This is a genomic window from Aeromonas sp. FDAARGOS 1415 (genome assembly GCF_019048365.1).
In the GTDB taxonomy this organism is placed as follows: Bacteria; Pseudomonadota; Gammaproteobacteria; order Enterobacterales; family Aeromonadaceae; genus Aeromonas; species Aeromonas taiwanensis.
Genome location: NZ_CP077363.1, coordinates 3768908 through 3795547, shown reverse-complemented (window position 1 = coordinate 3795547; position 26640 = coordinate 3768908). Strand labels below are relative to the sequence as shown.

At 64.7% G+C, this 26640-nt stretch carries 12 protein-coding genes; 2 read left to right on the top strand and 10 right to left on the bottom strand.

Annotation, left to right across the window (positions count from 1 at the left end; genetic code table 11):
• The first annotated feature begins 235 nt into the window (after positions 1 to 235).
• A complete protein-coding gene (locus I6L45_RS17635; RefSeq protein ID WP_216982797.1) occupies positions 236 to 1369 on the top strand; it encodes an HPP family protein in 1134 nt (377 codons plus the stop codon).
• A gap of 182 nt (positions 1370 to 1551) precedes the next feature.
• Here the strand turns inward: I6L45_RS17635 and I6L45_RS17630 are convergent, their stop codons facing one another.
• From I6L45_RS17630 to nrfA, 10 genes are all read right to left on the bottom strand, one after another.
• The gene (locus I6L45_RS17630) at positions 1552 to 2805 is read right to left on the bottom strand and encodes a D-amino acid dehydrogenase (protein WP_210550017.1); all 1254 of its coding nucleotides are present in this window, start codon (positions 2803 to 2805) and stop codon (positions 1552 to 1554) included.
• Between the two features lie 384 nt (positions 2806 to 3189).
• On the bottom strand, positions 3190 to 4107 hold the full coding sequence (locus I6L45_RS17625; RefSeq protein ID WP_216982796.1) for a serine hydrolase: 918 nt from the start codon (positions 4105 to 4107) through the stop codon (positions 3190 to 3192).
• A 353-nt stretch (positions 4108 to 4460) separates the two neighbouring features.
• Complete coding sequence (locus tag I6L45_RS17620) at positions 4461 to 4913, bottom strand: NUDIX pyrophosphatase (protein ID WP_216982795.1); 453 nt, start codon at positions 4911 to 4913, stop codon at positions 4461 to 4463.
• Positions 4914 to 5050: 137 nt separating this feature from the next.
• Entirely contained in the window at positions 5051 to 6235 is a 1185-nt protein-coding gene (gene nrfF, locus I6L45_RS17615; RefSeq protein ID WP_216982794.1) for a heme lyase NrfEFG subunit NrfF, read from the bottom strand.
• The gene (locus tag I6L45_RS17610; RefSeq protein ID WP_216982793.1) at positions 6232 to 6807 is read right to left on the bottom strand and encodes a DsbE family thiol:disulfide interchange protein; all 576 of its coding nucleotides are present in this window, start codon (positions 6805 to 6807) and stop codon (positions 6232 to 6234) included. The genes nrfF and I6L45_RS17610 overlap by 4 nt, the downstream gene beginning before the upstream one ends.
• The gene (gene nrfE, locus I6L45_RS17605) at positions 6804 to 8765 is read right to left on the bottom strand and encodes a heme lyase NrfEFG subunit NrfE (RefSeq protein WP_216982792.1); all 1962 of its coding nucleotides are present in this window, start codon (positions 8763 to 8765) and stop codon (positions 6804 to 6806) included. The genes I6L45_RS17610 and nrfE overlap by 4 nt, the downstream gene beginning before the upstream one ends.
• Before the next feature lie 149 nt (positions 8766 to 8914).
• Entirely contained in the window at positions 8915 to 9871 is a 957-nt protein-coding gene (gene nrfD, locus I6L45_RS17600; RefSeq protein ID WP_216982791.1) for a cytochrome c nitrite reductase subunit NrfD, read from the bottom strand.
• Positions 9868 to 10548: a 4Fe-4S dicluster domain-containing protein gene (locus I6L45_RS17595; RefSeq protein ID WP_216982790.1), complete on the bottom strand. Its 681-nt coding sequence runs from the start codon at positions 10546 to 10548 to the stop codon at positions 9868 to 9870. Before I6L45_RS17595 ends, nrfD begins: the two co-directional genes overlap by 4 nt.
• Positions 10545 to 11141 carry a cytochrome c nitrite reductase pentaheme subunit gene (nrfB, locus tag I6L45_RS17590; protein ID WP_216982789.1) on the bottom strand — a complete coding sequence of 199 codons (597 nt, stop codon included), beginning with the start codon at positions 11139 to 11141 and terminating at the stop codon, positions 10545 to 10547. Before nrfB ends, I6L45_RS17595 begins: the two co-directional genes overlap by 4 nt.
• A gap of 51 nt (positions 11142 to 11192) precedes the next feature.
• A complete protein-coding gene (nrfA, locus tag I6L45_RS17585; RefSeq protein ID WP_216982788.1) occupies positions 11193 to 12635 on the bottom strand; it encodes an ammonia-forming nitrite reductase cytochrome c552 subunit in 1443 nt (480 codons plus the stop codon).
• A 739-nt stretch (positions 12636 to 13374) separates the two neighbouring features.
• Between nrfA and I6L45_RS17580 the strand changes: the two genes are divergently transcribed.
• Positions 13375 to 26619 carry a retention module-containing protein gene (locus I6L45_RS17580; protein WP_216982787.1) on the top strand — a complete coding sequence of 4415 codons (13245 nt, stop codon included), beginning with the start codon at positions 13375 to 13377 and terminating at the stop codon, positions 26617 to 26619.
• The last annotated feature ends 21 nt before the right edge of the window (positions 26620 to 26640 follow it).

Here is a 26640-nt window from a genome sequence, read left to right as displayed (position 1 = left end):
AACAGACAGAGTGACGAGAGAGGGAAGGCGAGAGCCTTCCCTCTTTTTTTCGTGTCTTGCGTGCTGATGGAATGTTCCTGCGCCAGGTCTGCGGCAGCCGATGGCAATGGGAGGCTTGATCACCAGATTCCGACAAGGGGTGAGGGTACCCGGGCGACGGGGACGCTGGTGCTCGGCGGTGGAAGTTGGCTAGAATTGCGCATTTGAAATAAATGTTATCGACAGCGGGAGCAGGATGCAGTTCAGGGATTTCTTGCCGGTATCGACCAATACCAGCATCAAAGAGAGTTGTTATGGTGCCCTCGGCGCCCTGGTCGGTTTGCTGGGCACCGCCTGGCTGTGCCGCTGGGGGCTAGGGCTTGAGGTGCACTGGCTGATCGCCCCCATGGGGGCCTCCGCCGTGCTGCTGTTTGCCGCCCCGGCGAGCCCCCTGGCGCAGCCCTGGTCCATCCTGGTGGGCAACGGCGTCTCGGCGCTGATGGGGGTGTTGAGCGCCAGCCTGGTGCCGGATCTGACGATCGCCTCGGCCCTGGCGGTGATGCTGGCCATCGCCGCCATGTTCCTCACCCGCAGCCTGCATCCCCCCGGCGGGGCGGTGGCCCTGACCGCCGTCATCGGTGGCGAGGGGATCCGGGCGCTGGGGGTGGGCTATGTGCTGCTGCCGGTGTTGCTCAACTCCTCGTTGCTGCTGGCCATGGGCCTCTTCTACAACCGGCTGCTGGGACGACGCTACCCCCACACCGGCAAGGTGGCGCCCAACCGGCACCAGACCGCCGATCCCCAGCCGAGCGAGCGCCTTGCGACCCAGGCCACGGACATCGATTTTGCGCTGGAAAAACACGGGGAGCTCCTCGACATCAACCGTCAGGATCTGCAGGAGCTGCTGCAGGAGGCCCAGTTGCACGCCCTGCGCGAGCGGGTGGGCACGGTGCGCTGCCAGGATGTGATGTCGCGGGATCTCGTCGTCACGGCGCCGACCGCGTCGGCCATGGCGGCCTGGCACCTGCTCTCCCGGCATCAGATCAAGGCGTTGCCGGTGGCGGACGAGGAGGGCAGGTTGCTTGGCATCATTACCCTGCACGACCTGATGATCGACCGGGCGGAGCGGCAACCTAGATCCCAAGCGGATCTCGAGGGGCTGACTGTGGCGGATCTGATGACCCGGGAGGTGCAGACGGCGCGGCGCTACCAGCCGCTCTACGATCTGGTGGAGGCTTTCTCCGACGGCGGACTGCACCACATGCCGGTGGTGGAGGGGGACCAGCTGGTGGGGATCATCACCCAGTCCGACATGGTGGCAGCCCTCTTCACCCTGGCCCTGCAACCCGGGCTGGCCCGAGAACGGGAGCCAGGTGCCGACAATCCATAAGAAAGGGGCCCCGCGAGGGGCCCTTGTCATTACGGTTCCGGGGCTGCACCTGTCTTTGCAATGGCGGTGCCCGCCGCAGCCCTGGTCGCCCGGCGTGCACGGGAGGTCTGACACGCGAGGAATAAAAAGAGAGGGAGTGCCTGGCACTCCCTCTCTCTATCAAGGCGATGGCAGCAGAGGCCTTAGCCGTAGCGGGCCAGGGTCAACCCCTCGTCGCTGATGGCAGGCGCCGTGCCGGAGATGAGATCGCTCAGCAACTGGCCCGAGCCCGCCGCCATGGTCCAGCCCAGGGTGCCGTGGCCGGTGTTGAGCCACAGGCCCGGGATGGGGCTCGGCCCCACCAGAGGCGTGCCGTCCGGCGTCATGGGGCGCAGCCCGGTCCAGAACTCGGCGCGGCTGATGTCGCCCCCCTCGGGGAAGAGATCGCCGACGACCATGGCCAGGGTGTCGTGGCGTTTCGGGTTGAGGGCCAGGTTGTAGCCCGACAGCTCCGCCATGCCGCCGACCCGGATCCGCTCGTCGAAGCGGGTGATGGCCACCTTGTAGGTCTCATCGAGCACGGTACTGCGGGGGGCGCCGGCGGCATCCGTCATCGGCAGGGTGAGGGAGTAGCCCTTGACCGGGTAGACGGGGAGCGAGATCCCCAAGGGGCGCAGGAAGCCGGTGCCATAGCTGCCGAGGGCACAGACGATGGCGTCGGCCTTGAAGCGCTGCTCACCGGCGCGCACCGCCACGGCGCGCCCCTGGGCGAGCTCGACCTCGTCGATGGCGCAGTTGAACACGAACTTGACCCCGAGCCGCTGCGCTTCGGCAGCCATGGCCTTGGTGAAGCGGAAGCAGTCGCCGGTCTCGTCCCCCGGCAGGCGCAGGCCGCCCACCACCTTGCCCCGCACCCGGGCCAGGGCGGGTTCCACCTCCTCGCAGCCGCCGGCATCCAGCGACTGGTAGGGAACGCCGTACTCCTCCAGCACCTCGATGTCTCGCTGGCTGGCGTCCAGCTGGGCCTGACTGCGAAACAGCTGCAGGGTGCCGAGTTGGCGCCCCTCATAGTCGAGGTCCAGCTCCTCTCTCAGCCCCTTCATGCAGTCCCGGCTGTACTCGGCCAGACGCACCATGCGCCCCTTGTTGACCGCATAGGCGGCCGGGGTGCAGTTGGCGAACATCTTGAGCATCCAGCGCAGCTGGAAGGGATCCGAGGTCGGGCGCACGGTGAAGGGGGCGTGCTTTTGCAGCATCCACTTGGCGGCCTTGAGGGGGATGCCGGGAGCCGCCCAGGGAGAGGCATAACCCGGGGAGATCTGACCCGCATTGGCATGGCTTGTTTCGAGTGCCACCCCATCACGCCGCTCCAGCAGGGTCACCCTGTGACCGGCTTTGGCCAGATACCAGGCGCTGGTCACGCCGACCACGCCACCACCGAGTACTACTATGTCCATCTTGTCTCTCCTTGACTGGGGCCTCCACCTTAATAAGCCGCCACAGGATATTCAACTGGTGTAGATATAATTGGGATATATATCTATTCACATTTTGTTAACTGGCTCTCAATATCGAAATTTTCATCATTATTGGCATTAAGTGCTGGTTCTTGGGCCGCGTTGGGAAGGGGGGCGTCGTCGCCAGCAGGGCGACAGCGGGGAGCGTGCCCGGCCGGTTGATCCGGGCGGTATCGCCAAGCGGTGAGAGGGCTGTGGGGTGGGGCCAGCCTGGCAGCGGGTCGAACATCAGGTGTTGAGCAATAAATGCTGATGCAGCAAGTGAAGCTGCAAAGAAAAGGCCCCCGCACCTGACGATGCGGGGGCCTCGTTGTCTGACGGACCTTATTGGTTGCTGAACAGCTTGGGCCTTGGGCTGGACTGGGCGGTCAGGGTCATGCGACCGGAGGTTTCCAGCCAGGTCTTGATTTTCCGGGCGTCGGCGACCCGCTCGTTCGTGGTGTTGGCGTGGAGCAGCACCATGACCACGGGTTCATTGCTGACCCGGGTCCCCATGACCAGGCAGCGACCCGCCTCGCGGATATAGCCGGTCTTGGAAACCAGAACGGGCCACTGGCCTTCCCGGACCAGGCTGTTGGAGTTGCGATAGTGCAACTGGCGCTTGCCGTTGCGCACCAGGCGCTGCTCGGAGGCGGTGTATTGGCGGATCAGCGGGTAGGTGGAGGCGGCAGCGGCCAGCTTGGCGAGATCGTGGGCGGTGGAGACGTTGCGCGGGTTGAGCCCGGTGCTGTCGGCGAAATGGGTGCTCCACATGCCGAGCATGCGGGCCTTGGCATTCATCGCCTCGATGAAGGCCTTGCGACCGCCCGGGTAGTACCGTCCCAATGCGGAAGCGGCGCGGTTTTCAGACGACATCAGGGCGATGTGCAGCATGTCGGCGCGGCTCAGGCGCGAGCCCACCGCGAGGCGGGAGCCTGTGCCCTTGAGCCTGTCCACGTCGTCCATGGTGACGGTCAGGGTCTCGTTGAGGCGCAGGTTGGCATCCAGTACCACCAGGGCCGTCATCAGCTTGGTGATGGAGGCGATGGACATTACCCGATTGGCGTTGCGCTCGGCCAGGATCTCGCCGGTACGCGGATTGGCGACCACGAAGGCATCAGATCTCAGGGCGAGATCGGTGCGTGGGGCAATCAGTTGGGAGGAGGAAGAGGTCGCAGAAAACGGGTTGGCATGGGCGCTTTCCATGCTGGCGGGAAGGAGGAAGGCGCCGAGCAGCAGGGGAAGAAAAGGGCGAAGGTTCATGATTGGACTCTACTACGACTCACAGGGACATTTGGCTAAGTTATATGACGGTAATTGACGCTTCACAACGTCTGGCGGCCCGATATTTCAATTTTATGGGTTGGCGCACCTTGAAATAGCCGAATTCACGGCTATGGCGCCCTTTCGCGGGATTCATAATGAGCCACACCTGGCGCGCACATTGGCCGGGTTCAGCCCGTCATGGGGCGCACTATATGCCCTTTCTGACCCATCATTGCTACTCTTTTTGTGCCTTCCGGTGCGGCATCGGGTCGAACGCACCATTAATCCTCTTTGTGTCGGTGAAGATGGGCGCCGTCAGGGGCTTCGAGGGAGGTGTCAGCCGACCCGGATCAGCGCAGTGCCACCCTCATCAGCGGCGAGGGGCGGCGCGCCACAAAATGGTGCCAGACATGGTCATAGAGCGCCTGCTGGCCGGGGAAACTCACCAGTCCCTTGGCCTCGGCCAAGGTGCACCAGCGATATTCGGTGTGCTCGTCGTTGAGAGTGACCGTTTGATTGGGCGGGCAATAGACCACAAAGACCGGCACTACCTCCACCGTATTTGAAGCGCTTTCGTAAAATTGTTCCAGATAATGGGCTGTGTATAACTCGCAAACCGAGATACCCGTCTCTTCGCCAAACTCGCGAATAATGGTCTGCCAGCCGGTTTCCCCCGCCTCAACCGTGCCCGCCACATGGCACCAGAAACCGCCCTTGACCCGTTTCATCACCAGCAGCTTTGTTTCGCCATCAATCGTTGAGAGGGCGACACCGGAGACGGCTTTACAGCGAATGGGGATCATGGGGGAGGCTCCAAAAAAAGGTTCAATAGACGCCTATTGTTCGGCCGCCGACGGGAGGCTGGCAAGTGATTTCTCTGCCATCAGCGCTTGTGCGGGCCAAACGTGACAGGGGCATTCAGCCCCCATTATGTGTGTAGTCAGCCCCCCATCATGCGGGCTGTCTGGATCGCCTCGATCAGCGCGGCCCGGTTGATGCGGGGGCGCTCCTCGTCCAGCAACTGCTGCCAGAGGGCGATGGCCTGGGAGTAGCGGCCGTGCAGAAAGTGATCGGAGGCGAGCAGCATCAGGGCGCTCACCTCACCCTTGTCCTGCTTGAGCGCACTATCGAGCAGGCGCTTGGCCTCCGGGGTCAGCTGCTGGCCCGCTTGGTAGTAGCGCACTGTGGCCTGGGCGGCCTGGGTCGCGGCACTGGCCCCCCCTTCTTGCAGGGCGAGACGTTGGTAGGCGAGCAGGGCATTGTCGTACTCGTCCCGATAGAGATAGAGCTGGCCGAGCGCCGCCCAGCCGTCGAGATCGGCAGGGTTGGCTTGCAGGCGCTGGTGCAGGGCGCCCAGCTCCTTGTCCTGCAGATCCCGCGGGCTCAATCCCGCCAGCGGATCGGGGCGCGACTGATAAGCCTGCCACGCCTGATAGCGGCCGGTTCCGGCATAAATGCCGGCCATCAGCGCCAGCAGAAGGGCCCCAAGTGGCATCCATGACTGCTGCCAGGACCGGGCGGAGCGAGAGTCGGCCAGCCGGGCGCGCAGGGCCTGCTCGGCGGAGGGGGTGGCGTTGGCGAGACGGGCCAGCTCCAGCTCCCGGTAGAGACGGCTGTGGTGGGCAAGCCCCGCCTGCTGCTCGGCCATGATGCACCGGTTCAGCTCGGCCCTGGGGTCGTGGGCGAGCATCCCCTCGGTTCTGTCGCCGACAAGGGGCACCCGCGCCGGTTGCCGGCGATGCAGGCTCCTGCGCAGGCGATTGAGGGCCAACAACAGCAAGAGGGCGGGGCCACCCCAGAGCAGCGCCGTGCTGGCCTTGAGGGGCGGGTCATAGCGCACGAAATCGCCGAAGCGCTCCGTCATGCGGGCGATCACCTGTTCATCAGACTGTCCCTCGTCCACCCAGCGGTAGACCTCGAGCCGCAGATCCCGCGCGATGGGGGAGTTGGACTCCACCAGGTTCTGATTCTGGCACTGGGGGCAGCGCAGGGCGCGGGCCAGCTCCTGAGCGCGGGTTTGCCGCTCGGGGTGGCGAAACTCATAGGTGTCGACCCCGCTGGCAAGGGCCCCGAGGCTCAAGGCCAGCAAGAGCGGCGCGATCAGGGCGTAGCAGAGACGGCTCATGGCTTGCTCTCCTGCACTTCTCTCTCCACTTCGGGCTGGCTAGCGGTGTTGCTGCGGGCCTTTGCAAGCAGGGGGGCAAACTGGCGTTGCCAGATCTCCCGGGTGAGCAGGCCGGTATGACGGGTCAGCAGGGTGCCGTCGCCGGCAAAGAGATAGGTCTCCGGCGTGCCGTAGACGCCGAGCTCCAGGGCGAGTCGGCCGTCGGGGTCGGCCAGCACGGCGCGATAGGGGTTGCCTGCCTTTGCCAGCCAGGCGCGGGCCGCATCCCCCTTGTCCCGATAGTTGAGGCCGTAGAGGGGCACGGAGCCCGCAAGCTCACCCAGCAGCGGATGTTCGGCGCGGCAGTTGGGGCACCAGCTGGCCCAGACGTTGAGCACAAAGGGTTCCCCTTTCAGGCTGGCGGTGTCAATGGCCGCCCCTCCCAGCAAGTTCTCACTCTGCCAGGCTGGCAGGGTGCGCCCTGCGACGGCCTCATCCTGGCCGTAGGGGTTGTTGCCAAGGCCGAGCCAGAGCAGGGTGCCGAGCCCCAGGGTCAGCACGAGAGGAAGAAAGAGACGCAGGCGGGATCTCATAGGGACTCCTGTTCGAGCCGGGGGCAGGGGGCTGTGGTCGGGGCCGGACGGGCCGCAAGCAAGGGGCGGCGGGCGAGCAGGCGCAGGGTGCCCCCCGCCATCATCAGGAGGCCGCCGAGCCAGATCCATCGCACCAGCGGCTTGTGGTGCAGGCGCATGGCGTAGGCATTGGGCCCCATCTTCTCGCCGAGCACCACGTAGAGATCGCCCAGCATTCCCCACGCGATGCCGGGCTCGTTCATGTTCATGGTGCGCACGCTGTAGTGGCGCCGTTCAGGCGCGAGTCTGGCAACCTCCTGGCCCCCCTTGTGCACGCTGAGGGTGATGCGCTCGGCGGTGTAGTTGGGGCCAATCAGCGGCTCGCTCCCCTCATAGCGAAACTCGAAGGCGCCGAGCCGATAGGGCTGGCCTGCGGCGAGCACTGTTCCCCCCTCCTGGCTGTGGTGACTGACCTGTGCAATGCCGAGGGCGCACACCGCCACCCCGAGATGGGCCAGCAGGCTGCCGAGCCGGTTGAGGGTGAGCTCGCGCAGGGCGGCCGGTCGGGAGAGCGGGAGCAGCAGGCTCGCCACCAGCCAGAGGCCGACCATGTTGGCAAGGATGCCGCTCCAGCCCGCGGTTCCCTGTCCCCGATAGGCGAGGCTGAGGAGTCCGCCTCCCAGCACGCCGAGCAGCAGCGGCAACAGCCAGCGCCAGCGGGAGCAGCTGGCCAGCCTCTGCCAGCGCAGACGGGGGATCTGGGTCATCAGCGCCATCAGCACCAGGGCCAGGGGCACGAAGAGGGTGTTGAAGTAGGGGGCACCCACGGAGAGGGATCCCAGATGGAGCGACTGGAACACCATGGGGTAGAAGGTGCCGAGCAGCACGCTGGCACAGGCCACGCAGAGCAGCAAGATGGTGGCCCCGAGCAGCCCCTCTTTCGACCAGAAACCGAAGCGGGCGTAGGGGGCGCGGGTGTCGGCCCGCAGGGCAAAAAGAGTGAGAGCGAAGGTCAGCAGCAGGCCGAGCAGCAGCAAGAGGGTGAGGCCGCGATCCGGATCCACCGCGAAGGCATGCACCGAGGTGATCACGCCGGAGCGCACCACGAAGGTGCCGAGCAGGCTCAAGGAGAAGGTGAAGATGGAGAGCAGCAGCACGGCGTGGCCGTAGGCGCCGCGCTTCTCGCACACCACCAGGGCGTGGAGCAGGGCGGTGCCGAGCAGCCAGGGTAAGAGGGAGGCATTTTCCACCGGATCCCAGAACCACCAGCCGCCCCAGCCGAGCTCGTAGTAGGCCCACCAGGAGCCCAGCACGATGCCGGCGGTGAGAAACACCCAGGAGCCGAGTGCCCAGGGGCGGCTCCAGTGGGCCACGGCACCGTCGAGCCGGCCCGAATGCAGCGCCGCCATGGCGAAGGCGAAGTTGACTGCAAAGCCGACGTAGCCGAGATAGAGCAGGGGCGGGTGGAGGATGAGTCCGATGTCCTGCAGCATGGGGTTGAGATCGCGCCCCTCCAGCGGCCCCGGGAACTGCCTGTCAAACGGGCTGGAGAAGATCAGGGTATAGAGGCCGAACAGCCCGACGATCAGCCCCATGATGGCGAGTACCCGCACCAGGATCAGCGAGTCGACCCGCGCCGAGCAAAGGGCCACCAGGGCGCCCCAGAGGGCCAGCGCGAAGACGAAGAAGAGCATGGAGCCCTCGTGCCCCCCCCACACCGCCGCCAGTTTGAACCCCAGGGGCAGGGCGCTGTTGGCGTGCTGGGCCACATAGACCAGGGTGAAGTCATTCTGGGCGAAGCAGATCCCGAGCAGCACCAGGGCGGCACCGAGCAGGGCGGCATTGAGCAGCGCCAGCGGCCTGGCACAGTCCAGCAAGGCCGGGGAGGCGAACCGCAGCCCCAGCCAGGGCAGCAGCCCTTGCACCAGGGCGAGCCCGGTCGCCAGCAGCAGTGAGAGATAGCCGAACTCCGCCAGCACACAACCTCCAGTCAATCATTCGTCTATGTTATGCCGCAGCGTCTGCACCGTACCGGCGCTGGGGGATAACATCCACATTCCTGGTAACAACCAATCGCAACAAATAAGCGCCAGTCACCCGAAGGTGGCTGGCGCTGGTGATCATACCGTTATACGACTGTCATTTGACCGGCGTAGAGCACGAAGTAGCGCAGCAGCAGTATCCCCACCAGGGTCAGGCTGCAGACCAGCACCAGATGGCCGTTTCTCTCCTGCAGGGGAGCCGGGGTCAAGAGGGCGATCAGCTGGGGCAGCAGCATGCCGATGCCCACCACCCCCACCCAGAACACCTGGGCCCAGAAACCGCTGCCGATGGCGGCCCACATGGCCACCTCTTTCTGGCCGCCACCGAAGTAGAGGCCGGTGAAGAAGCAGACCAGCAGCAGCACCTCCACCGCCAGCACCGGCCGTTCGAAGCGGTGGACAAAGCTGACCCCCTGGCTGTGGTGGTTCTCCCTGAACAGGGTCACTGCCAGCAAGATGGTGGAGGCGATGCCGGAGCTGACGCCGGAGACCAGGAACAGCACCGGCAGTACCGGGTTGTTCAGGAGCGGATAGGTCTTGAGCGCCGAGAGCAGGAAGCCGGTATAGGCTCCCAGCAGCACGGCGAGCAGCAACAAGAGCGGTGCCAGCATCTGTTCAACGCGGGCAAGCCAGGCGATCAGCCCATCCACAAAGGCGAACTTCTCTTTGAGGAAGCGGCTGCGCAGGGTCTCGATCTCGCTTCTGAACACCACTGCCAGCCAGGCGAACAGCACCGCCATGTAGAGCTGGAACAGCATGACCCCCATGGACATCACGGAGTCGAACTGGTAGTGGAACATCAGCTTCCAGAAGGTCCAGGGACGGGCCAGATGGAAGATGAGGATGAGTAACCCCAGGATCACGCTCGCGGGCGCCAGGATGGCGGTCGCCTTGATGATGCCGCTCTCGCTGCCTGCCCCTTTGCGGCGCAACAGCACCGAGAGGGTGGTGGCCCCGGCGGAGATGCCGAGCAGGAACAGGTAGATCGCGATCGGCCAGTCCCACACCAGCGAGGGGAAGTGAAATGCCTCTTGCATCGTCATGACTTTATCTCCCCTTTGGGCACGCGGTACATCTTGGGCGAGGTGCCGAGCGCCTGCTTGTAGCGATAGGTGGTCTCCTTCACCAGCCGCTTGGCGATGGGGCTGTCCGGGTCATCCAGATTGCCGAACACCAGCGCCTTGGTGGGGCAGGAGACCACGCACGCCGGCTCCTTGCCCTGGGCCAGATTGGTCTTGCGGCAAAAGTCGCACTTGTCGGCAACCTTGGTCACAGGGTTGATAAAGCGCACCTGATAGGGGCAGGCGGCCAGGCAATACATGCAGCCGACGCAGAGATCCGGGTCCACATCGACGATGCCATCCTCGGTGCGGATATGGGAGGCACCGGTCGGACAGACGTGGACGCAGGGGGCGTTGTCACAGTGCTGGCAGGACTTGCGAAAGAAGTGGTACTCGGCGTCGGGATATTCGCCGACGGGGCCGGAGCGGAGGATCTCGAGGCGCGAGACCCCTTCCGGCACCTGATTCACTTCCCGGCAGGCATCCATGCAGGCGGTGCAGCCGATGCAGGCCCGCTCGTCGTGGAGCATGCCAAAGCGCACCCCGTCGATGGTCTGGCTGTGGGCGAGGGTGGCTGCGCCTGCTCGCACGGGGCCCGTCATCATGATGAGGGCCCCGGCGCTCATCCCCGCCATGAATTGACGGCGAGAGCAGCTCATGGCGCCTCCTTGCCCAGGCTGGCCGTCTGGTTGGCCGCCTTGGCCTGGTGCTGCTTGCTGTGGCAGTCGACGCAGAGCTTGATGCGGGACTTCTCTGGAATAGCGACCATGGGCTCCTTGGCCGGGTGCAGGGCGTGGCAGCTGGTGCAGGTGAGCTTGGTGGCGTGCACATCGTGGGCCCAGAGCGCCTCGCGCAGGGGCTTGGGCTCGTGGCAGCTCATGCAGACGCTGTTCTGCTCCACGATGGGGTAGGCCTCTGTGCTCTTCTTGTCGCTGAAGCTGTTGCTAAAGCGCATCACGTCCTTGACCCCTTCCCGGTGCTGGGGGGAGGGCTGACCGTGGCAGTTGGTGCAGGTCACCGGTTTGAGGTTGTTGGGATTGGTCGCCTGGCCATGCTTGCCGTGCATGACGTCGTCCTGATCCTTGTGGCAGTCGGTGCAGGCCTTGTCGGCGCTGCGCAAGAATTCCACCGCGTGGGTGGGGGGCACGGCGGCGGGAGCGGTTGTCTGCTCGGTGGCCTGGCCCTGCAGGCTGGTGAGCAGCATGGCCGCCATCAGCATCAGTCGTAAGAAATCCATCGTTAAATCACCCATAGGAAGCCTCCATCCATTGCGAGCCCGGCCAGGCCGGGCTCGCAGGCGCCATTACTGTGCCAGCCGTCCGGCCGCTTTGGCCTCGGCATCCCAGGCGGGGACTGTGGTCTTGAGGAACTGGGCCTTGTCGCCGTTCATCTGCTTCATGTCCATGCCAAGGGCGGCCTGGGCTTTCTCCTTGGTGGAGATGTCAGGGATGGCGATCTCGTGGCTGATCCCCTTGGCAGCCAGCAGGCGTGCCAGCTTGGTGCGGGCGTCGGCGGCCTTGTCCAGGGCGGTTCCCAGCATGCGCAGCGCCACTTCCGGGGCGTGCATCTGCACCCCGTGGGAGGCGATGGAGAAGTCCCAGCGCCACTGGGCGTGACGGATGTCCTGCAGAATGTCCTTCATTTCGGCCTCGGTGGCACCGGCATCCCAGGCAGCCTTGGCCTCGAAGTGGGCGTGCACCAGCTGCTTCTCGACTTTGAGCTTGATTTCGGTGACGGCATCCTTGCGCTGCTTGACCACCCCTTGCAGCATCTCTTTGCTCTGGGTGTGGCAGTTGCGGCAGGTCTGGTCGAAGCGATCGAAGGGGTTGCCTACCTTGTGGTCCGTGTAGACCTTGCCCTGTTCGTTCTGCACCTTGGGCATGTGGCAGTCGACGCAGGCGACGTTGTTCTGGCCGTGAATGCCGGCGCGCCAGGTCTCGTACTCGGGGTGCTGGGCTTTGAGCATGGGGGTCCTGGAGAGGGCATGGGTCCAGTCGGCAAAGCCGATGTCATCGTAATACTGCTCCATCTGCTCCACTGTGGTGCCCTTGTCCCAGGGGAATTTCACCGCCTTGGTCGGGCCGGTGAAGTAGTACTCCACGTGGCACTGGCCGCACACCTGGGACTGCTGATCGAACCGGCCCTGCTCCTTGAACGGCTTGCCGATGGCGGTCATGGCCCGATCGGCGTAGGGACGGGAGAGGTGCAGGGCGGGCTTGCCCTCCTTGAACTCTTTCGACGCGGTGTCGTGGCAGTCGGCGCAGCCGATGGTGTTGACGATCTCGGGACCACCCTTGGCCCACATCCCCTTGAAGTAGCCATCCTCACCCTTCTCGTCGATGACGCGGGCCACATCCGGGCCTTTGCAGCTCCAGCAGGCCATGGGCAGGGGACCATCTTCGGCGCTCTTGGGGGCGCCGGTGCGCAGGGTCTCGCGCACGTCGGTCAGCGCATAGAAGTGACCGCGCGGTTTGTTGTAATCCTTGGCGAAGGCATAGCCGCCCCAGAGCACCACCATCTGCGGATCTTCCGCCAGGGCATCGGTGCGCTCGCGACTCTCGCCGGTGGCCTTCCAGCTGCTGAACTGATCGGCGTGATCCTTGGCGAACAGCTCGCTGCGCGCCTCTACCTTGCCCTTGGGGGCGGCCTCCTCTGCCTGCGCCAGATTGCCTGCACCGAGCAGGGCGGTCAGCAGCAGGGCGGCGAAGCCTGGCCGAAATAGCTTGTCATATGAACCCACAGTCATCACTCCCAGATAAAAAGTCCATCTCTGGCCTGACCGTTCCATCTCGGTGTGGACATCTGTGCTCATCATCGACGGGCATGGCAGGCCGATTAATTGTTATGGCTGCATATAGATTGGAATTTATGCAATTGATCGAGGGAATAATACCAAATGGGTAAAATGGATAATGATTTATCCCGACGGGAATTGCGCTAGATCAATTGCCATGGGGGGAGGATCCCAAAAGTGGGATCCAGGTTGAATTATCGAGTGTCATCTGGGGGTTGCTGCCTCGCTTTTTCCGCAGGCAGGAGCGCTGGAGTGTACCACCCCAGGATGTACCGCAAGGCGAAGTGGGCGTGCAGGGAGGGGCTAGCATCTGCTCGGCCCGGGAGGAGGGAGTGAACGCGTGAATACACATGCACGATTTTGCCTGTGCTGGCCAGGGGGATTCTGCCTGCTGAAATAGTGAGGCGGGTCGGAAAATAGGGGGGGGCCAGAAACTGTCGCGTTCTCGGGAGCCAGAAGAACCGGATGTTTGTCTGAAACGGCTGTGAAAGCGCTTTTATGTCTGCGTTAAATCAATTTTTAAGTATTTAAGTGCAATTAATTGGAGGGTTTGCCGCATTTTCTTTCGATATTATCGAAAATGACGAAGTGTTGCGCTGGGTTGTTGGCGGTAAAATAGCCGCCTGTCACGGCGACTTTCCTTATTAAGCTTCATGCGCTGGGAAGTCTGTATTTACCCGTTGGAGGATGTATGGCCGAGCTGCGAATCGAGAAACCGACTCTTATTGCCAAGGTGGAAGGCACTGTGTTTGTGATGGATGCCGAGGGCGCCCTTCGCCCCGCCACCCCTGGTATGCAACTGGAGCCGGGAATGCGCCTGGTCAGCGGATCCGACGGACATGTGGAACTGGTCGATACTGGCGGCGAGCCCTCCGGGCCTGCCCGGCCGGAGGCATCGCCCGAGCCTCTGGCGGCGGATCCCGAGCTTGCCAGCTTGCAGGAGGCTATCCGCCAGGGGGTTGACCCGACCGCCCAGTTTGAAGAGACGGCGGCGGGCAATGCCGCCACCGGCAACGTCGGTGGCGTGGCCGGCTCCAGCGCCGGGGGCTTTGTGGTGGTGGATCGCACCAATGATGCGACCCTGTCCGAGGCGGGCTTCGACACGGATCACCAGGGTGTCGCCCGGGGCAGTGAAACCCCCTATGTGGAAGATCAGGATCAGCAGGCCCATATCACCATCACCGAGCCCCAGACCGACGACAACATCATCAATGCCGACGAGGCGACCGGCGTCATCATTCGCGGGTTCGTTCGGGACGTCGAGGTAGGCCAGACGGTGACCGTTACCCTGACGGATCAGGAGGGCCATCGCCTGACCACCACCACAGTGGTGTTACCCGGCTTCGTCTGGGAGGCGAACTTCGGGGATGTCACCGGCAAGCTGGTGGACGGCCCCCTCAACATCCAGGCGGATACCCGGGATGCCGCCGGCAACCGGGCCAGCGACACCGGCGAGACCCTGCTCGACACCATCACCACCATCACCCTGGATCTGGCGGACGAGAGCGACACCGGCACCAGCCAGACCGATGATCTGACCCGCGACACCACACCACTTCTGCAAGGGAAGGGGGAGCCGGGCGCTACCGTTACCCTGACCCTGGAGGGCAAGGTGATGGCCGTGCTCACCGTGGATGGCAACGGCAACTGGCAATATCAGATCCCCGATACCCTGGCGGACGGCGCCCATGATTTTCGTGTCGAGGCGGTGGACATTGCGGGCAACCGGGCGAGCGACACCCTGACGGTGACGGTGGATACCCGGGCTGCCATCGACATCGACGATCTCGACACCAGCCGCATTCTCGGCCATGACCAGGTCACCCTGAGCGGCACGACCACGGACGTGGAGGCGGGGCAGCGGGTCACCATCACCCTTATCGGCCAGAATGGCGAGGCCCTCTACAGCGGCAGCGCCCTGGTGGGCAGCGACGGTCGCTGGCAGCTGGATGGCCTGGATCTCACCGGCATCCAGGGCCCCTATGAGGTGCGCGCCGAGGTGACGGATCTGGCGGGCAACCGGGTGATTGACGGGGCCCCTCTCATCGGACAGAGCGATACCCTGACCCTGTCGGAGGCGGATCTGGCCGGGGGGCCGGTGAGCGCCACCGGATCCCTGCACACCGGGGCCGGGCTCGATGGCAGCCTGCAGGTGAGCTTCGGGGCCGATCAGAGCGCCCTCAATCAGCTCGGCCTGACCAGCCACGGGACGGCGCTCGCCTACCAGGTCAGCGGCCAGACCCTTACCGCCAGCGCCGGCGGCCACTCCATCTTTACCCTGACCCTGGCCAACGACGGCAGCTATCGCATCGTCTGGCACCAGAGCCTGGATCACGGCCAGGAGAGCCTGAGCCTGCCTTTCAACCTGGAGTACCGCGACAGCGACGGGGATCTGGTGAGCGCCCATCTCACCGTCAACCTGGTAGACAGCACACCCCCGGACTTCACCATCGCCCCCATCAGCCTTGTGGAAGATGATTTCACCCATCCGGCGGCGGTGGTGGGCGAGAGCCAGTTCGTCGTGGGTCATCAGTCCGATCCCCTGCTGGCGGACTCCCTCGCCTTCGCCGATCAGGCCAATACCCTCGTTCGCCTCAACGGCAGCGGTCTTGCCAGCGACGGCCACCTGCTCAGCTTCGAATTCAGCGGCGATCGCCTGCTGACGGGCTACTACCTGGATGGCAATGGCAAGCGGGTCGAGGTGCTCAAGGCCGAGCTCGGCGCAGCCCAGTCGGGCAGCGACATCCAGGGCAAGGTCACCGTCTCCCTTGTCGGGCCCCTGGATCATCAGGGCAGCGACAGGCTCTCCCTCGGGCTCACCGTTTCCGCCAGGGAGATAGACGGGGATGAGACCCGCGCCGATCTGGTTGTCTCCATCGACGACGGTGTGGACCCCAGCCTTGGCATCGACAGCGGTGTCACCTTGCAGGAAGGGGCCTCTGGCCAGACCCTGGATGGCCAGTTGCCGGTCACTGTGGGCAGCGATCGCCTGGTGTCTCTGAACTTCGAGGCAAGCCAGCCCGCCCTGGATAACCTCACCAGCGGCGGCCAGCCGACCAGCTATCAGGTCAACGGCAACGTCATCACCCTGCTGGATGCGGACGGCAAGACCATTCTGACCGTGACCCTGGGGCTGGATGGCAAGTACCAGGTGGTGCTCGACGGCGTGCTGGATCAGCCGGTCAGCACCAACAGCGTCAACCTGGGGTTGCAGGTACAGGGCACCGACTTTGACGGGGACAAGAGCAACCTGGGCACCCTCAATATCCATATCACCGATGGCGTGCTGCCCCAGGTCGACCCCGTCTCCCTCACCCTGGTGGAGGACAGCGACTGGAGCGCGGCCCAGACCCTCTCCGGCGATCTCGATATCACCGCAGGCGCCGACCCCCTGGTCAACATCGCGTTCGATGCCAGCCAGCCCGGCCTGCAGGGGCTCACCAGCGGCGGCGCACCTGTGGTCATCACCATCGGCGGCAACAGCATCAGCGGCACCGTCAACGGCCAGAATGTCTTTACCCTGACGCTGGATCCGCAGGGGCACTATGTTTTCACCCTCAACCAGCCGCTGGATCAGGGGGGCGCTGACTGCCTGCTGAAGGCGGGCTTCACCCTGACGGACAGCGACGGGGACACCGTTTCTTCCACCCTGACCGTGGCCATCGGCGACGGGGCCAATCCAGTCATCAGCGCCGTGACCGGCACCGAGATGACGGAGGCGAACCAGGGGGATGCCGCCGTGGTGAGCACCATGAGCTTTACCGTGAGCCATGGCTCGGATGCATTGGATCAAGGCAGTCTCAGGTTCGATATCGCCGCCATTCAGCAGAGCCTGGATGGCAAGTACAGCAGCCACGGCAGCCCGGTGACCTTCACCCTGGATGCCAACGGCGAGCTGGTGGGGACCAGCGCGGACGGCCGCGAGGTGCTGCGGGCCGAGCTGGATTTGGTGGAGAGCAACGGCAACTGGAGCGTCACCGCCAGGGTGACCCTGGGGGCCGAGCTGGATCACCAGGGGAGCGAATCCCTCGAGCTGCCGCTCGGGGTCACCCTCACGGACAAGGACGGAGACAGGGTCTCGACCACCTTACCCCTGACCGTCAGGGACGGTCATGCGCCGGGCTTCGTGGCGGGCAGTGGGGTAGACCTGAGCGAGAGTCGCCTCGATGGCAGCAACAGTCTGACCGAGGTGGGTCATTTCACGCTGGAGGCGGGGTCGGACCGGGTGAGTCAGGTGTCGTTTGCCGATCCCTCCGAGCAACCCCCCCTGACCGCCCTCGGCCAGTCGGTGCAATACGAGCTGGTGAGCGGGGATCCCGGTATCCCGGGCAGCCAGGTGCTCAAGGGGTATGTGGAGGTGGGTGACCAGCGCATCGAGGTGCTCCAGGTCGAGCTGGTAGGCACGCTCGACAACGCTGTCAGCAACAGGTTCGACTACAAGGTGACCCTCTATCAGGGGGTGCATCAAAACGGCGGTGATGGCGCCACCAGCCTGCCCCTCAAACTCGACATCATCGACAGTGACAAGGGGGGCGGCAACAACGACAGCACCACGGGCACCCTGGACATCACCATCAGCGAGGGGGTCAGGCCTATCGTCAACGGGGTGACCATCGACAGCGTGACCCTGGGCGAGGGGCGCTTCGATGGCGCCGCCAGTGGCGCGACCGCCGACGATCAGCTCATCGCGGGCAAGGTGACGGTGCAGGCCTATTCCGACCCCATCGTCGATGTGCGCCTGGTCCTGAGCGGTCAGGTGATGGACGTCAACGGCAATCCCGTCACTCACAACGGCGAGCCCCTCACCTGGCAAGAGGTGCCGGGCAGCAACGGCCATTCCTTCCAGGCCCTGACAGCCAGCGGCACCCTGGTGCTGAGCGTGACCCTGCCCAATGTGCCCGATAGCGTCGCGGCGCACAGCAAGGTGGAGTTCGATTATCAGGTGGTGACCCACACCAACCTGGATCACGGCGCCGGCGATCGGCTCAATATCGAGGTCGGGATGCAGGTGACGGACAGCGATGGCACCGTCAGCAAAGGCGATACCGTCATTCATGTGACCGATGCCGCCGATCCCCACCTCGGCATCGACAGCGGTGTCACCTTGCAGGAAGGGGCCTCTGGCCAGACCCTGGATGGCCAGTTGCCGGTGAGCGTGGGCAGCGATCGCCTGGTGTCGCTGAACTTCGAGGCAAGCCAGCCCGCCCTGGATAACCTCACCAGCGGTGGCCAGCCGACCAGCTATCAGGTCAACGGCAACCTCATCACCCTGCTGGATGCGGGCGGCAAGACCATTCTGACCGTGACCCTGGGGCTGGATGGCAAGTACCAGGTGGCGCTCGACGGCGTGCTGGATCAGCCGGTCAGCACCAACAGCGTCAACCTGGGGTTGCAGGTACAGGGCACCGACTTTGACGGGGACAAGAGCAACCTGGGCACCCTCAATATCCATATCACCGATGGCGTGCTGCCCCAGGTCGACCCCGTCTCCCTCACCCTGGTGGAGGACAGCGACTGGAGCGCGGCCCAGACCCTCTCCGGCGATCTCGATATCACCGCAGGCGCCGACCCCCTGGTCAACATCGCGTTCGATGCCAGCCAGCCCGGCCTGCAGGGGCTCACCAGCGGCGGCGCACCTGTGGTCATCACCATCGGCGGCAACAGCATCAGCGGCACCGTCAACGGCCAGAATGTCTTTACCCTGACGCTGGATCCGCAGGGGCACTATGTTTTCACCCTCAACCAGCCGCTGGATCAGGGGGGCGCTGACTGCCTGCTGAAGGCGGGCTTCACCCTGACGGACAGCGACGGGGACACCGTTTCTTCCACCCTGACCGTGGCCATCGGCGACGGGGCCAATCCAGTCATCAGCGCCGTGACCGGCACCGAGATGACGGAGGCGAACCAGGGGGATGCCGCCGTGGTGAGCACCATGAGCTTTACCGTGAGCCATGGCGCGGATGCATTGGATCAAGGCAGCCTCACATTCGATATCGCGGCCATACAAGGCAGCCTGGATGGCAAGTACAGCAGCCACGGCAGCCCGGTGACCTTCACCCTGGATGCCAACGGGGATCTGGTGGGGACCAGTGCGGATGGCCGCGAGGTACTGCGTGCCGAGCTGGATTTGGTTGAGAGCAACGGCAACTGGAGCGTCACGGCCAGGGTGACCCTGGGGGCCGAGCTGGATCACCAGGGGAGCGAGTCCCTCGACCTGCCGCTCACCGTCACCCTGACCGACAAGGATGGGGACAGGGTCTCCACCGACTTGCCGCTCACCATCAAGGATGGCCATGCGCCGCACTTCGTGGCGGGCAGCGGAGTGAGCCTGGATGAGCGTGGGCTCGACGGCCACAACACCCTGACCGGCACTGGCCATTTCCAGGTCAATGCGGGTTCGGATCGGGTGAGCGAGGTGTCGTTTGCCGACATCAGCGAGCAACCTGCGCTGACCGCGTTGGGCCAAAGCGTCAAATACGAACTGGTGGACGGGGATCCCGGTATCCCGGGCAGCCAGGTGCTCAAGGGGTATGTGGAGGTGGGTGGCCAGCGCATCGAGGTGCTCCAGGTCGAACTGGTGGGCACGCTCGACAACGCCGCCAGCAACGGCTTTGACTACAAGGTGACCCTGTTCGAGGGGGTTCACCAGAGCGGCGGCAACGCCATCGACCTGCCGTTCAAGCTCAACATCGTCGACAGCGACAAGGGGGCGGGCAACAACGACAGCACCACGGGCACCCTCAGCATCCGCATTTCGGAAGGGGCCAACCCGACCCTCACCCTGACCGGCGTGAGCGTCAGTGAAGGTCGCTTCGATGGCGCCGCCAGCAACCAGACCGCGGACGATCAGCACGCCACCGGCACCCTGACCATCACGGCGGACTCCGATCCCGTGGTGGATGTGCGGCTGACCCTCTCGGGCCAGGTGGTGGATGGGAGCGGCAAGGCCATCACCCACAACGGGGAGACCCTCACCTGGCAAGAGGTGGCGGGCAGCAAGGGCCACAGCTTCCAGGCAGTGACTGCGAGCGGCACCCTGGTGCTGACGGTGACCCTGCCGAGCGTGCCGGGGCGCATCGAAGCCCATACCCAGGCAACCCTCGATTACCAGGTGACGGTGCACACCAACCTGGATCACGGGGCGGATGACAAGCTCAACCTGAGCCTGCCGGTGAAGGTGACCGACAGCGATGGCAGCGTGATCACCGGCAGCACCACGGCGGTGATCACCGATGCGGCGGATCCCGTGATCACCGCCATCGAGGGGGTGACCGTCAAGGAGTCGGACCTCAACGGGGGCAGTGGCCAGCATGGGGGCACCAGCCCGTCAGGTACGGGAGAGATTGCCATCGGCCAGGTGACGATCGCCGCCGGGAGCGACCGGGTGGTTTCCCTGCAACTGGATGTGGCCCGCTTCAACGCCCTCAATACCCTGACGTCGGGGGGCAAGGTGGTCACCCTGGGCGCAGACAGCCAGCCGGGTGTCTACCTGGGCAAGGACAGCGCAGGCAAGCTCATCTTCAAGCTGACCCTGGATGTGTCCGGCCGCTACACCTTCGAGCTGACCGGCAACCTGGATCACAGCGTCCAGGGCAAGGATCTGCTGGATATCCAGCTGCCATTGCAGGCACGGGACAGTGACGGGGATCTGAGCGCCGAAGTGATCGGTCATGTGAGCGTGCAGGACGACGTGCCGGTGGCCGTGGACGCGAGCAAGACCCTGAATGAAGGGGCGAAAGTGACCGGCGATCTGCTGGCCACTGCCAGCGAGGGGGCGGATGATGCGGTGGTGAGAGCGGTGACCATCAATGGCACCGAGCACCCCATCGCCGCCACAGGCAACACCACCATCTCGGTGACAGATGGCACGGGGCAGATCATCGGCACCCTGGTGATCAATGCCGAGGGTGACTACAGCTTCACCGCCAAATCAGGCATCGATCACAGCAACAGCACCCTGGTACAGCAGATAGGCTTCCACCTGGTGGATGGCGACGGAGATACCGACGACGGTCTTCTGACCCTGACCATCAGGGACGAGGCGGGCAAGCTCACCGTGAGCGCAGTCACCGGCCAGGAGGATGCGGGGGCGAGCGATCCGGGCCAGGGGATCCCCATCACCATTAACCTGGATGTGGGGGATTTCGATCGGGGCGAGCACGTGGAGCAGTTGCTTATCCAGGCGCCAGCCAACGCCCAGGGCACCTTCTATTTCAACGGCGTCGCACTGACCACCATCACCCAGGGGGGCAAGACCTGGTATGAGGTGCCGCCCGCGGCCATGGTGGCGGTGGCCACCACCGATGACAAGTTCCAGCTCACCGGTGTCACCTTTGTGCCGAACCACGACTACTCGAGCTACAACAACGGAGGTGCTGCGCTGCGCTTCCCGGTGCAGTTGCAGGTGGGGGTCACCGAAGGGAGCAAGCCCCCGGTGCTGACCGGCAATCTGGACATCACGGTGCAGGGCATTGCCGACAAACCCCTGTGGGATGCGGGCAGCACGCACCAGCACTACACCACGGACGAGGACAGCAGCGGCATCGCCCTCAACGTCAAGGCGGGTCTCACCGATACGGACGGCTCCGAGACCCTGAGCTACCAGATAGAGTGGGCCTCCGGCCAGGGCACGCTGACCCTGAATGGCAAGGTGCTCACTCCGGGGGCGAACGGCCTCTATACGGTGGCCGGTGGCGACATCAACAAGGTGACCGTGGTGCCCGGCAAGGACTACAGCGGTGACATCAAGCTCATTGTGACCCCGGTGAGCACGGAGAAGACCCCGGTGGTGACCGGCAAGGAGACGGCCCTCGGCGATCCGCTGGAGGTGATTGTCAACGTAAACCCTCTGGCGGACGACGCCAAGCTGACGGTGCGCGAGATCCAGGGCAAGGAAGATACCCTGATCGATCTGGGCAGCAAGATTGGGCTCGCCTATCTGGGAGACACCACGGATGGCTCCGAGCAGCTGTTCGTGCGCATCAGCGGCCTGCCCGCCGGTGCCACCCTGCTGCTTGGCGGGGTGGCGGTCACTCTGGATGCCAACGGCTACTACGAGGTGCCCTATGACCGCATCAATGACCTCAAGCTGCTGCCGCCCAAAAACAGCAACGTCGATTTCGATCTCACCATCAAGGGGGTGGTGAAGGACACCGCCATCCTGACCGATGCCAGCGGCCAGACCCACACTGTGGTGAACGAGAAGGAGACCGGCAGCCAGAGCCTGCACGTGGATCTGGTGGGGGTAGTGGATGAACCCCATTTCGATCTCAATACCACCGACTGGACCCAGGATGGCAACGGCTACAGCATCACCATCCAGGAGGATGGCCGGGCACCGCTGGACTTCAAGCTCACCTCGGGGGAGTGGACGGATACCCCGCTCGATCACTCGGAAACCCTCAACCTGGTGCTGGAAGGGCTGCCGGAAGGGGCCAGGGTATTCGACGGCAGTGGCAAGGAGCTGACCCTGACCTTCGCCGGGCTCGATGGCAAGGGCAATCCTCTCTATCAGGTGGATGTGACCAGCCTTGGCAACCTGCAGATCCAGCCGCCCCCCAACAGCACTGCCGATCTGCACCTGGTCGGCCACGTGGTGGTGACCGAGAACGACGGCGATCACAAGAGTTTCGACGTGCCCCTCACCATCAAGGTGGAGCCGGCCATCGACGCCACCGACTATGCCAAGACCAGCCATGGCCTGGAGGATCAGTTCACCGTCCTCGACTGGCAGCCTGACCTGACCGACGGCGCCGAGAAGGTGACCCACCTCAGCCTGTCCGGTATCGAACCCGGGTATGAAGTCTGGATCCGCGTGGGCGGGGTCGAGACCCAGCTGACCGTGAGCGGCGGCGCCGTGGAGTTGAGCGACGCCGAGCTGCAAAGCCTGCTCGGCGGTGGCCAGCTGTTGGTGAGAGGGCCCGAGGACAGCGACAGGGACACCACCCTCCAGAGCCATGTCACGGTGACACAAGTGGACGTGGACTCCAGCGCCACTGCCCAGAAGGTGATCGACGGCACCCTGCATGTGGATATCCAGGCGGTGGTGGAGCCCGATGGCAACCTGGTGCAGACCGGTCAGCTGGAGAGCCCGGACGGGCACGACATCCCGCTGGACGGCGTCTTCGTGTTCGAGGATCTGGACCCCAGCAGTGATGAGGTCATCGACTACCTGGTGATCAGCGATCTGCCCCCCGGCTTCGTGGTGGTGGGGGGGATCAACGACGGCCAGGGCAACTGGACCGTGCCCCATGACGCCCTCGGCAGCTACGCCTTGCGCTCGCCGGATGGCTTCACCGGCACCGTCACCTTCAAGGTGAGCGCCAGGGTGATCGACCTTGGCGACAACAACGAGGGGGATGTGAGCGCCCCGGCCTATCGGGAGATCACCGCCAGTGCCGACTTCCATAGCGCGACCCACTCGGGCCAGGTGGCCGCCGATGTCGATTTTGACAACAGTTCCCCCATCACCGGGGTGGAGGATCACGGCGTCAACTTCGGCAGCCAGCTCAAGCAGATGGTGACCCTGGGCACGGCGGACAGCGGGGATGACGAGCTCAGCATCGTCATCACTGGTCTCCCCCCGGGCGTCAACGTGCAGGGGCTCACCTTCGACTTCGTTAACGGCGAGTACCTCATCAAGCTGCCGGGTGGCCTCGATGATCTCGACCGCCTGACCCTGACCCTGCCGCAAGACTATGCCGGTGACGGCCTGCACTTCAATGTGCGCCTGGTCAACACCGACACCGTGAGCGGTGACACCAAGATGGTGGAGAAGGACGTCACCCTCTCCATCACCCCGGAGGTGGACGTCAACGGCGGGGCGGACGGCCTGCCCGAGCTGCAACTGAACGTGAAGGATGTGAACGGCGACGGCCAGCCTGACAACCTGGAAGACACCGAGATCCACCTCGATCTCTCGGTGAAACTCGCCGACATCAGCCCCTCGGTGGCCGATGGCGGTCTCGAGACCGTGGAGCGGGTGGTCGTGACCGTGGATCCCCAGTATGGTCACTTCCTCGACACGCACGGCCAGCCGGTCTCCACCCTCAGGGTGAACGATCCGGCGGGTCTCAAGGATCTGGTCTTCGTGCCCAAGGAGCACTTCAGCGGCAAGGTGCCGCTGGCGGTGACGGTGGAGATCCTCGATACCGCCACCACGGGCACGGATCGGGGGAGCTGGGGCGGCAACGTGAGCTTCGAGGTGCTGCCGGTCAACGATCCGGCCAACCTCACGGTCCAGAACGCCACGGGCCAGGAAGATGGCAGCGTGAGCCTGGGGGGGCTGGGGGCCAGCCTCATCGACAACGATGGCTCCGAGCAGATAGTGGGGCTGCAGATCAAGGGTGTGCCGGATGGCTTCACCCTGTCCGCCCCGGCGGTGAACAATGGTGGCGGGGTGTGGCAGGTGCCTGTGGGCACCGACTTCTCCACCCTGACCCTGATCCCGCCTGCGGACTTCAGCGGCACCGTGGATCTGACCCTGAGCGCCTTCACCCTGGACAAGGGGCTGACCCTGCCCCTTGAAACCAGTGCGGGCTTCACCGTCACCGTCAATCCGGTGGGGGATGCGGTCATCACCGACATGCAGGATCAGGCGAGCGGCACCGAAGGGGACGTGATCACCCTGCACCTGGGGGTAGAGACCCGGGACACCCATGCCACCGGTGGCAGCGCCGGCAATGTGCAGGAGAACGGGCCCGAGCAGGTGCGCGTCACCCTGGAAGGGGTGCCGGACGGGGCAGAAATCCGCTTGCCGAGCGGGGTCCGCGGTACCGTGGTGGATCTGGGGGGCGGCCGCTGGCAGGTCACCACGGATGGGGGCAAGCTCGACGGGGTGGAGCTGGTGACCCATGACGCCAACGGCGCCATGGCGATCAAGGTGACGGCCCAGAGCCTGGACAACGGCGCCCTCGGCCCCGAAGTGAACGGCACCATCCATCTCGATGTAAGCCCGGTCAACGATGCCCCCGTCAACGTGCTGCCCGGGGATCCCCAGGTGGCCCAGGAGGACGAGCCCTTCGTCATCCAGGGTCTGCAGGTCAAGGACGTGGATGCGGGCAACGGCATCATGGAAGTGCGCCTGTCGGTAGAGCACGGCACCCTGACCCTGCCGGACGGGAGCGGCGTGACCCTGACCGGCAACGGCACCGGCGATGTGGTGCTGACCGGCACCCTGGCGGATCTCAATGCCCTGCTCTCGGGCGGGGTCACCTATCAGGGCAACCCGGACTTCCACGGCAATGACGCCTTGACCATGGTGACGGACGATCGGGGCAATACCGGCAGCGGTGGCGCCCTGAGTGACACCGACGTGCTGCCCATTGAGGTACAACCGGTCAACGATGCCCCCGTCAACCAGCTGCCGACGACGCCCCAGGTGGTGCAGGAAGACCAGCCCTTCACCATTCACGGGCTGCAGGTGAGCGATGTGGATGCGGGCACCAGTCCCCTCTCGGTGACCCTCTCCGTGCTGCACGGCACCCTGGAGCTGGCGGCGGGCAGCGGCGTGACGGTGAGCGGCAGCGGCAGCAACACCCTGGTGCTGAGCGGTTCCCAGGACGCCATCAATGCCTTGCTCTCTGGCGGCGTGACCTATCAGGGTGAGCAGGATTTCAATGGCCAGGATGCCCTGACCATGGTGACCAATGATCTTGGCAGCACCGGCAGCGGTGGCCCCCTGAGCGACACCGACGTGTTGCCCATCGAGGTCGCGCCGGTCAACGATGCCCCTGTCACCCAGGTACCGGGCACCCAGCAGGTGAAAGAGGATGGCTCCCTGTCGCTCACCGGGATCAGCGTGAAGGACGTGGATGCGGGCAGTGCGCCCATCTCCATGATGCTGCGGGTGGAGCACGGTGTGCTGACCCTGCTGGGGGCGGCGGGCGCCGTCTCGGTGCAGGGGGCGGGGACCGGCGTGATGACTCTGGTGGGATCGCTCGATGATCTCAACAGCCTGCTGGCCGGCAACCTGCATTACGAACCGGCCAGGGACTTCTGGGGTCAGGACAACCTGAGCATCACCACCTCGGATCTGGGCAACACCGGCGCCGGTGGCGTCCTGACCGACAGCGCCCAGATCGCCATCCAGGTGACGGCCGAGCCGGACGATCCCCAGCTGGGGGTCGGCACCCACGATATCCTTGCGCTGCAAGGGGCCTGGGTGCCGCTCAACCTCAGTGCCAGCGTGGTCAATCCGGCAACCGGCGAGCTGTCGGTGCGTATCCAGAATCTGGGTGGTGCCCAGGTGGTGGACGAGCACGGCCAGAGTGTCGGCCATGCGGATGGCAACGACTGGCTGCTGCCCATGGACCAGTCCGTTCCCATCTACGTCAAGGATCTGCCGGCGGGGGATCATGCCCTCACCCTGAGCGCCGAATCCAGCCTGGGTGGCAGCACTCTGAGCTCGGCCACGGAGACCATCACCATCCACAGCCAGAGCGGCCACGATCTGCTGGGCTCGGATCAGGGAGACTGGTTGTTCGGCTCCACCGGCAATGACCGCCTCCTGGGCGGCATGGGGGATGATGTGCTGCGGGGGGGTCAGGGCAACGACATCCTGAGCGGTGGCGCCGGCAGCGATCTCTTCGTGTGGGGCAGTGGTGACGAGGGGACGACGGCGCAGCCTGCCATCGACACCATCACCGACTTCCGTCCCCAGGAGGGGGACAGGATCGATCTGGCCGACCTGCTCAAGGGGGTGACTGGCAACAGCGTGGATAGCCTGCTTGGCCATCTGCAGGCGTCGGTGACCAGCGTGGGTCACGGCCTGAGCGACGTGAACCTGTCGGTGTCACCGGCGGGGGATGGCCATGTCACCCAGCAGATCACCCTGAAGGACGTGGATCTGAGCGGCTGGAGCCTGAGCGGCACCTCGTCCCACGACATACTGCAATCCATGCTGGATCAGCACAGCCTGATCGTCCAGCACCCCTGATGGGGCGGATGTGAATGAAAA